This is a genomic window from Flavobacterium sp. (genome assembly GCF_020217025.1).
GTDB lineage: Bacteria > Bacteroidota > Bacteroidia > Flavobacteriales > Flavobacteriaceae > Flavobacterium.
This window is the reverse complement of the sequence record NZ_JAIWOF010000007.1, coordinates 1-10,000: the sequence shown is the minus strand read 5'-3', so window position 1 is coordinate 10,000 and position 10,000 is coordinate 1. Positions and strand designations below refer to the sequence as shown.

The window sequence follows — 10,000 nt, the reverse complement described above, 5'->3', positions numbered from 1 at the left end:
AGAAGGAATTTCTTGTGAAATCATCGATTTAAGAACAGTTCGTCCTATGGATTATGATGCGATAATTAATTCGGTTAAGAAAACAAATAGATTAGTAGTTTTAGAAGAAGCTTGGCCATTTGCTTCAGTTGCTTCTGAAATCACTTATATGGTTCAAGAAAGAGCTTTTGATTTCTTAGATGCTCCAATTCAAAGAATTACTACAGCTGATGCTCCAGCGCCTTATTCGCCAACTTTATTAAAAGAATGGTTGCCAAATTCGCAAGATGTAATTAAGGCAGTAAAAAAAGTTATGTATAAATAACAATTAACTTATTATATTTGAAACTTCATCAGTAACTTTCTGATGAAGTTTTTTTTTCCTATGAAGACAAAAATTGTATTATTCTTTTTATTTCTGAGCTCAATAGTTATTGGGCAAACCAAGGTTGGTGGAAAAGTAACAGATGAGTTTGGCGATCCTGTAGCTTTTGCAAATGTTATTTTTAAAAACTCGAAAGAAGGAGTAATTACAGATGAAAATGGGAATTTTTATTTCGAATCTAAAGAAAATTATTCAACTCTAGTAGTTTCCTATGTAGGGTTTGATAAAAAAGAAATCTCTTTAAAACCGGGTTTAAATACGGGATTAAAAATACAATTAAAGTCGGGAACGGAACTTAAAGAAGTGGTTATTTACACAGGAAAAACTTCTAAAAAGAATAATCCAGCGATTGATATATTGCGAAAAATTTGGGAACGTCGACGTAAAAACGGTCTTAAAATGTTTAAGCAATACGAATATGATAAATACGAAAAAGTGGAGTTTGACTTAAATACCATTGATTCCGCCTTTATGAATAGTAAAGTTTTTAAAGGAATGGAATTTGTTTTTGATCAAATTGATACTTCAAGCATTTCAGGAAAAACCTATTTGCCAATTTTTATCAATGAAACCTTAAGTGAGGTTTATGGAGATAATAAAGAAAAAAAATATAAAGAGATTACAAAAGCCAACAAAAATTCTGGATTTGGTTCAGGAGATGGTGTAAATACATTTATTAAAGATTTATATGCCGATTTTGATATTTATGATAATTACTTAAAATTCTTCGATAAAGATTTCGTGAGTCCATTATCAAGAACGGGAATTAATGTATATAATTACGTTTTAAACGATAGTATGTTTATTGATAATAAATGGTGTTATAATATTGTGTATTATCCAAGACGTAAAAATGAATTGACTTTTAAAGGAGATTTTTGGGTTAACGATACCACTTTTGCAATTAAGAGAATTAATTTAGAAGCAAGTAAAAGTGCGAATATCAACTGGGTAAAAGAAATTTACATTGAGCAAGAGTATGAAGTAATGAACGATTCTGTTTTCTTATTGAAAAGAGATTATATGATGTCTGATTTTAGTTTTTCGAAGAAAGAAGAATCAAAAGGAGTTTATGGAAAAAGAACTACACTAGCCAGAAATCATAAATTCGATATTAAAAAAGAAGATAAATTTTATAAAGAAGAAGTTAATTTCTACGACAACTCCGTATTTAACAAGCCCGATGAGTATTGGGAAGAAAATAGATTTGAAGCTTTAAATAAAAACGAAGCCGGCATCTATAAAATGCTCGATACGCTAAAAGAAGTGCCGCGTTTTAAAAGAATTTATAATTTAGCATCTATCCTTGGAAGTGGCTATATCGAAATTCCAAAATTAAAAATGGATTACGGTCCAATATTCTCAACTTTTGGATACAATGATGTTGAAGGACTACGTTTAAGAGCAGGTGGAAGAACGTATTTTGGTTCAAACGACACTTGGAGAATTCAAGGCTACACCGCATACGGATTTAAAGACAATAAATTTAAATATGGAATCTCCGGAAAATGGATGGTGGACAAGAAAAATCGAATTATTCTTTCTGCCGGAAATCGTAGAGATGTGGAGCAAATAGGGGTAAGTTTAACCACCTCTAATGACGTTTTGGGAAGAAGTTTTGCGTCTTCGTCTTTCTTTTCAAGTGGAACTAATAATAAATTAACATCGGTTAACTTATCAACGCTTGGTTTTGAAATTGAACCCGTAAAGAATTTAACTTTTCAAACCAATTTATCATATCGAACTTTAAAGTCAGCTTCTAATCAATTTAGTTTAGATTATTATACAGATAATACTCAAACAACTACTAAGAGCGAAATCAAACAATCAGAAATTAATTTGGTTGCAGAATACACTCCAGGTAGAAGAACTGTTGGTTATGGTGTGGAGCGTTTAGAAGTAGACAATAATTACGCTAGAATTTTCTTAAGTTATAGTCAAGGGTTAAAAGGGGTTTTAAATAGCGATTTTGATTATCAAAAACTACAATTTTACTACCGTCAACCAGTTCTAGTTGGTGGTTTTGGAAGATTGTTTACTACTTTAGAATTGGGTAAAACATTTGGTCAAGTTCCTTTAGGTTTAATGGGAGTTATTCCAGGAAATCAATCGTATTTTATTATCGATAACACATACAATTTACTTAATTACTACGATTTTGTGGCGGATCAATATGCTTCGCTTCATTTTGAACATCATTTTAATGGAAGATTATTTTCAAGAGTTCCGTTGTTAAGAAAATTGAATTGGAGAGAGATTGTTGGAATTAAAGGAGTTTACGGAACGGTTTCAGATGAAAACAGATTCATCAACGCTTCAGGTTTAGTGTATCGTGCTCCAGAAGATATTTATTGGGAATACCATGCGGGAATTGGTAATATTTTCAAAGTATTACGAATCGATTTTGCTTGGCGAGGAAGTTACTTAGATATTCCAGATGCTAATAAATTTACGGTAAAAGCGTCTTTCGGATTCTATTTCTAAAAATGGAAAATGCCATAGCATATTTACTTAAGCAAGATGCTATTTTTGAAAAAATTAGTCAGCAATTCGGTTTTCCAATTCAACCAAAAAGACCTCAAGGATTTCAAACCTTAGTGCTATTAATTTTAGAACAACAAGTTTCCGTTGATTCGGCTAAAGCTGTTTTTAATAAATTAAAAACAGCTATTCCTGATTTTATACCTGAAAAAGTTGTTGTTTTTTCAGATGAAGATTTTCGTGCTTGTGGCGTAAGTCGGCAAAAAACAAAATACATAAAAGCGCTTGCTGAAGCTATTTTATCAAAGGAATTGGATTTGGAAAGTTTAGCTTTCAAAGATGCTGAAGTTGTTCGAGAAGAATTAATTAAAATCAAAGGTATCGGTAATTGGACAATTGATATTTACCTGATGTTTTGCCTGAATTCGCTTGATATAATTCCACTTGGCGATATTGCAGTAGTAAATACCATGAAAGAGCTTTTAGAAATTCATACGAAAAAAGAAATGGAAAGTTATGCTCAAAAATGGAAACCTTATCGTTCGGTAGCAACCTATTTTTTGTGGCATTATTATCTTGAAAAAAGAGGTAGAAAAATCACATATTAAATCTTTGTAAAATCTATACTTTTTTTGCAAAACTCTTTTGTTTCTAATGTTTTATAGTGGTAACTTTGCACCCGCTTTAAAATATAAGAAAAATGACAGCAGATAAAATTACTACATTTGATGTATTGATTGAGATTCCAAGAGGAAGTAGAAACAAATACGAGTACGATTTTGAATTAAAAAGAATGCGTTTTGACAGAATGTTATTTTCGTCAATGATGTATCCAGCAGATTACGGATTCATTCCAGAAACGTTAGCATTAGATGGGGATCCATTGGATGTTTTAGTTTTGGTAAACGAACCAACTTTTCCGGGTTGTGTGATGGAAGTAAAACCAATCGGTGTTTTCCACATGGCAGATGATAAAGGTCCAGATGAAAAAGTAATTTGCGTACCCGTTTCAGATCCAATTTGGAACAAACTAAACGATTTAAGCGATGTAAATCCACACTTAATCAAAGAAATTGAGCATTTCTTCCAAGTGTACAAAGACTTAGAAAATAAAAAAGTAGATGTTGAAGGTTGGGGAGATGTAAACGAGGCAAAAGAAATTTTGATGAAGTGTACCAATCGTTTCAACGAACTTGAAAACAAACCAGAAGGATTATTTAGCATTAAATAATTTCTTTTTGAAATAAATAAAAGGCAGTATTTTTAATAAAATATTGCCTTTTTTGTTTTATTTTCTTAATATTACCATAAAATTAACAAACAAAAAAACTAAATTATATTTTATGGAATCAATGATGATTTATGTTCCTATAGTCATGGCACTATTAGGATTGGCATTTATGGCAGCCAAACGCTCTTGGGTTCTTAAACAAGACGCCGGAGATGGTAAAATGAAAGAAATTTCAGATTACATCTACGAAGGAGCCTTAGCATTTTTAAAAGCAGAATATCGATTATTAGCGATATTTGTTCTTATTGCAAGTGTTGTTTTGGCTGGAATTACTTTTATACCAGGAGTTAAAACGCATTTATTAATAGTTGTAGCTTTCATTTTTGGAGCTATTTTTTCTGCTTTAGCAGGAAATATGGGGATGAAAATCGCCACAAAAACAAACGTTAGAACAACGCAAGCCGCTCGTACGAGTTTACCACAAGCATTAAAAGTATCTTTTGGTGGTGGAACGGTAATGGGATTAGGAGTTGCTGGTTTAGCTGTTTTAGGATTAACAGGATTCTTTATATTATTTTTCCATATGTTCATGGATGGCGTTTGGACAGATACAGACGGAATGACAGTAGTATTAGAAACATTAGCTGGATTTTCATTAGGTGCTGAATCAATCGCATTATTTGCTCGTGTAGGAGGTGGAATTTACACCAAAGCTGCCGATGTAGGTGCTGACTTAGTAGGAAAAGTTGAAGCTGGTATTCCAGAAGATGATCCACGTAATCCGGCTACAATTGCAGATAACGTTGGAGATAATGTTGGAGACGTAGCGGGTATGGGTGCCGATTTATTCGGTTCGTATGTTGCAACTGTTTTAGCGGCAATGGTTTTAGGAAATTATGTAATTAAAGATATGGGTGGTAAAATCGATGACGCTTTTGGCGGAATTGGACCAATTTTATTACCAATGGCAATCGCAGGTTTCGGAATTTTATTCTCTATCATTGGAACAATGTTAGTGAAAATTTCAAGTGACGATGCTAAAGAAGCTCAAGTACAAAAAGCATTAAACATCGGAAACTGGGTTTCTATCGTTTTAACTGCGGTTTCTTGTTTCTTCTTAGTAAAATTCATGCTTCCTGAAGTAATGACAATGGAATTCTTCGGAGAAGGAGCACAAGAAATTTCAGCAATGCGTGTTTTCTATGCAACTTTAATCGGATTATTTGTTGGTGGAGCAATTTCATCAGTAACAGAATATTACACAGGATTAGGTACAAAACCGGTATTAGCAATTGTACAAAAATCTTCAACTGGAGCTGGAACAAACGTAATCGCTGGTTTAGCTACAGGTATGATTTCAACTTTCCCAACTGTATTATTATTTGGAGCTGCAATTTGGTCAACTTATGCTTTAGCAGGATTTTATGGAGTAGCTTTAGCAGCTTCTGCAATGATGGCTACAACAGCAATGCAATTAGCAATCGACGCATTTGGACCAATTTCTGACAACGCAGGTGGAATCGCTGAAATGAGTGAATTACCAAAAGAAGTGCGTACAAGAACAGATATTTTAGATTCAGTAGGAAATACAACGGCTGCAACTGGAAAAGGTTTCGCAATCGCTTCTGCCGCTTTAACCTCGCTAGCATTATTTGCTGCTTATGTGACTTTCACAGGAATTGATGGAATCAATATTTTCAAAGCTCCTGTATTAGCAATGTTATTCGTTGGAGGTATGATTCCTGTTGTTTTCTCTGCATTAGCAATGAATTCTGTTGGTAAAGCAGCAATGGATATGGTGTACGAAGTACGTCGTCAGTTCAAAGAAATTCCAGGAATTATGGAAGGAACTGGCAAACCAGAATACGGAAAATGTGTTGAAATTTCTACAAAAGCCGCTTTACGCGAAATGATGTTGCCAGGAATTTTAACGATCGGTTTCCCAATTGCAATCGTATTATTAGGTAAATTAGTTTACGGAGATAATAACCAATTAATTGCTGAAATGTTAGGTGGTTATATGGCTGGAGTTACTGTTTCAGGTGTACTTTGGGCAGTGTTCCAAAACAACGCTGGTGGTGCTTGGGATAATGCTAAAAAATCATTTGAAGCTGGAGTTGAAATCAACGGAGAGATGACATACAAAGGTTCTGATGCACACAAAGCAGCGGTAACTGGAGATACTGTTGGAGATCCATTCAAAGATACTTCTGGACCATCGATGAACATCTTAATTAAATTAACATGTTTGATTGGTTTAGTAATCGCTCCAATCTTAGGAGGTCACGGTGCTACAACTGAAAAAGGAGCTTGTTGTTCAGGCGAGAAAAAAGAAATGGTTTGTACAGAAGGAAAATGCGATTTATCGAAATGTGCAACCATGACAAAAGACGAATGTGCTAAAATGTGTGAAGCAAACGGATGTTCAAAAGAATGTATGGACAAATGCATGTCACAATATGATGAAAACGGTAAATACATCGGAGATGCAGCACACGTTCACGGACCAAACTGTAACCACGGTGATCACCAAGAAATTATTAACATGGAAGTTAAAAAAGTAAAAGACGCTAACGGAAAAGTAAAAGCAACGGTTACTTTAACTAAAATGGTAGATGGTAAAGAAGTAAAAGAAGAAAAAGTTTTTGAAGGAGACGATTTAGAAGTAGAAGCAAAAATTGCAGAACTAGGAAAATAATCTTTTTCGACACAAATAATGAAAACCGCACAGCAATGTGCGGTTTTTTTATTTAATTTTAGCCAAACAAACACAACTCCAATGAAATACAAAATACTGACTTTGTTGTTGCTTATTTCCGTAATTAGCGTAGCGCAAGAAAATCTGAATATAATTCCGAAGCCAAAAAAAATAACTAATTATATAGTTAAATTTAGCTTGAACTCAAAAACAGTAATTCAAACTAATAATGTAGAATCATTTGAAGCTCAGTTTCTGAAAGAAAACATTAAAAGGCAAACAGGTTTAGATTTAAAAATAACTTCAGAATATCATTCTAAAAATAAAATTTTGATTTTAGTTACAAATGATGATTTAATGTTTGTAAATAAAGATGAATATCATTTAGTAATTAATAAAGATATTATTGAAGTATTTGCTTCAAACTCAAAAAGCCTTTTCTATGGGGTACAATCTCTTTTGCAAACCATTCCAAATGAAATGAAAGATAATTATGAAATTCAAGGAGTTTCAATTATTGATTACCCCAAATTCCAATGGCGTGGCATGCATCTCGATGTTTCTCGTCATTTCTTTCCAAAAGATTTCATCAAAAAATACATCGATTATTTAGCAATGTATAAAATGAACACCTTTCATTGGCATTTAACCGATGATCAAGGTTGGCGCATCGAAATCAAAAAATATCCTAAATTAACCGAAGTGGGTGCTTGGCGAAACGGTTCCATGATTGGACATTACACCGATCAAACGTTCGACAATATTCGCTATGGTGGATTTTATACGCAAGAAGAAATCAAAGAAATTGTAGCATACGCAAAAGAACGTCACATCACTATTATTCCAGAAATCGAAATGCCCGGTCATGCTTTAGCTGCATTAGCTTCTTATCCTGAATTTTCTTGTACAGGCGGACCTTTTGAAGTGGGAAAAACATGGGGCGTTTTAGAAGATGTTTTTTGTCCAAAAGACGAAACCTTTACGTTTTTAGAAAATGTGTTGACAGAAGTAATGGCTTTATTTCCTTCTGAATACATTCACATCGGTGGTGATGAATCTCCAAAAGTGCGCTGGAAAAGTTGCCCGCATTGCCAAAAGAGAATCAAAGATGAAAACTTAAAAGACGAACACGAATTACAAAGTTATTTCATTCAAAGAATCGAAAAATTTGTCAATAGTAAAGGTCGAAAAATCATCGGTTGGGACGAAATTTTAGAAGGCGGATTAGCACCAAACGCAGCGGTAATGAGTTGGCGCGGTACCGAGGGTGGAATCGCAGCAGCCAAACAAAAACATTTTGTAGTGATGTCGCCAGGATCGCATTGTTATTTCGACCATTATCAAGGCGAACCTAAAAACGAACCGATTGCTTTTGGCGGTTACACCAATGTGGAAAAAGTGTATTCTTTTAATCCTATTCCAAAAGAGCTTTCAGCAGAAGAATCGAAATATATTTTAGGCGCTCAAGCAAATCTTTGGACGGAATATATCAACACGCCAGAACATGTTGAATATATGCTTTTCCCAAGAATAGCAGCACTTTCTGAGGTTGTTTGGGGGACATCCAATCCGAAAGATTACAAAGAATTCGAAAAAAGATTGATCTCACATTTTGAAATCTATGATAAAAAAGGAATCAATTACAGCAAAGCCATTTTTGAAGTAACTTCTAAAGTTCAACCTGCCGAAAATGGAGTAGCTTTCGAATTAAAATCAGCAAATCCAAACGGAATCAAATATACAACCGATGGTTCGGAACCGAATGCGAATTCGATTTCTTATGAAAAACCAATTCTAGTAGCTAAAAACCAAACCATAAAAGCGGCTTATTTCGAAAATAATAAAGTTAAAAGCGCCACTATCGAACAACCTTTTTTCATCACTAAATCAACAGGGAAAAAGATTGAATTGGTGCATCAACCGCATGAAAATTATGGAATCGGAGGCAGTTTTACTTTGGTAGACGGAATGAAAGGAAATCCTTCAAAATTCGGTAGAGATTGGTTAGGTTTCTGGGGAAAAGATATGAATGCCACTATCGATTTAGGAAAAACAGAAACGATTTCAAAAATCAGCATCAACACCCTTTCTTCAGAAGGTAGTTGGATTTATTATCCAAAAAGTATCGGAATTTTAGTTTCAAAAGATGGAGAAAATTATATTCCAATTACAATTGTTACCTCTAAAGAAATCAAAGAAAAGAAAGGGAAAATTGTAGTTAATTTCGATATGCAAAATGTTCAATTTATAAAAGTCATTGCAGAAAACAATGGAATCATTGCCGATGGAAATCCGGGCGCAGGTTCCAACAGTTGGTTATTTGTAGACGAAATAAGTGTAGAATAATGACAAACAGAAGAAATTTTTTAAAGACAACCGCATTAGCAACTGCTGGTGTAGCGTTTCAGGCTTTCAATGGAAAATCTGAGGAAACTGAAATCGATATCAATTCAGGAAAAACGAACAAACCCATCGTACTTTCTACATGGAATTTCGGTTTGCAAGCCAATGAAGCCGCTTGGGAAGTACTAAAAAACAAAGGTCGCGCTTTAGATGCGGTGGAAGCTGGCGTAAAAATTCCAGAAGGTGATCCAAATGAAAGAAGCGTAGGTTACGGCGGTCGCCCTGATAGAGATGGTCGCGTAACATTAGACGCTTGTATCATGGATGAATTTTCGAATATTGGTTCGGTAGCTTGTTTGGAGCATATCAAACATCCCATTTCCGTAGCAAGAATGGTGATGGAAAAAACGCCTCATGTGATGTTAGTTGGAGATGGCGCTTTACAATTTGCTTTATCGCAAGGATTTCAAAAAGAAAATTTATTGTTAGAAGCTTCCGAAAAAGAATGGAAAGAGTGGTTGAAAACCAGTGAATATTTACCAAAAGCCAACATCGAAAATCACGACACCATCGGAATGATTGCTTTAGATGCACAAGGAAATTTATCTGGAGCTTGCACTACTAGCGGAATGGCTTTCAAAATGCACGGAAGAGTAGGTGATTCTCCAATTATTGGTGCGGGTTTGTATGTGGATAACGAAATTGGAGCTGCAACCGCAACAGGCCACGGAGAAGAAGTAATCCGAATTACAGGTTGTCATTTGGTAGTGGAATTAATGCGTCAAGGTAAATCACCACAAAAAGCCTGTGAAGAAGCCGTAATGCGAATTGTAAAACTAACTCAAAATCGAGGAAAAAATCTAAAAGATATCCAAGTTGGCTT

At 34.4% G+C, this 10,000-nt stretch carries 7 protein-coding genes; all 7 read left to right on the top strand.

Annotated elements, in window-relative coordinates:
* The coding region (locus LDL23_RS00300) for a transketolase C-terminal domain-containing protein (protein WP_291263916.1) at window positions 1–304 on the top strand (304 nt) is incomplete at its 5' end.
* Window positions 305–364: 60 nt separating this feature from the next.
* Window positions 365–2,848, top strand: a complete 2,484-nt coding sequence (locus LDL23_RS00295) for a DUF5686 and carboxypeptidase-like regulatory domain-containing protein (RefSeq protein WP_291263915.1) — start codon at window positions 365–367, stop codon at window positions 2,846–2,848.
* Between the two features lie 2 nt (window positions 2,849–2,850).
* Complete coding sequence (locus tag LDL23_RS00290) at window positions 2,851–3,453, top strand: DNA-3-methyladenine glycosylase 2 family protein (protein WP_291263914.1); 603 nt, start codon at window positions 2,851–2,853, stop codon at window positions 3,451–3,453.
* A gap of 92 nt (window positions 3,454–3,545) precedes the next feature.
* On the top strand, window positions 3,546–4,076 hold the full coding sequence (locus LDL23_RS00285) for an inorganic diphosphatase (RefSeq protein WP_194094304.1): 531 nt from the start codon (window positions 3,546–3,548) through the stop codon (window positions 4,074–4,076).
* 112 nt (window positions 4,077–4,188) lie between these two features.
* On the top strand, window positions 4,189–6,774 hold the full coding sequence (locus tag LDL23_RS00280) for a sodium-translocating pyrophosphatase (RefSeq protein ID WP_291263913.1): 2,586 nt from the start codon (window positions 4,189–4,191) through the stop codon (window positions 6,772–6,774).
* Between the two features lie 81 nt (window positions 6,775–6,855).
* A complete protein-coding gene (locus LDL23_RS00275; protein ID WP_291263912.1) occupies window positions 6,856–9,120 on the top strand; it encodes a family 20 glycosylhydrolase in 2,265 nt (754 codons plus the stop codon).
* Window positions 9,120–10,000, top strand: an 881-nt coding sequence (locus tag LDL23_RS00270; RefSeq protein ID WP_291263911.1) for an isoaspartyl peptidase/L-asparaginase, incomplete at its 3' end; no start/stop codon positions are given. The genes LDL23_RS00275 and LDL23_RS00270, both read left to right, overlap by 1 nt.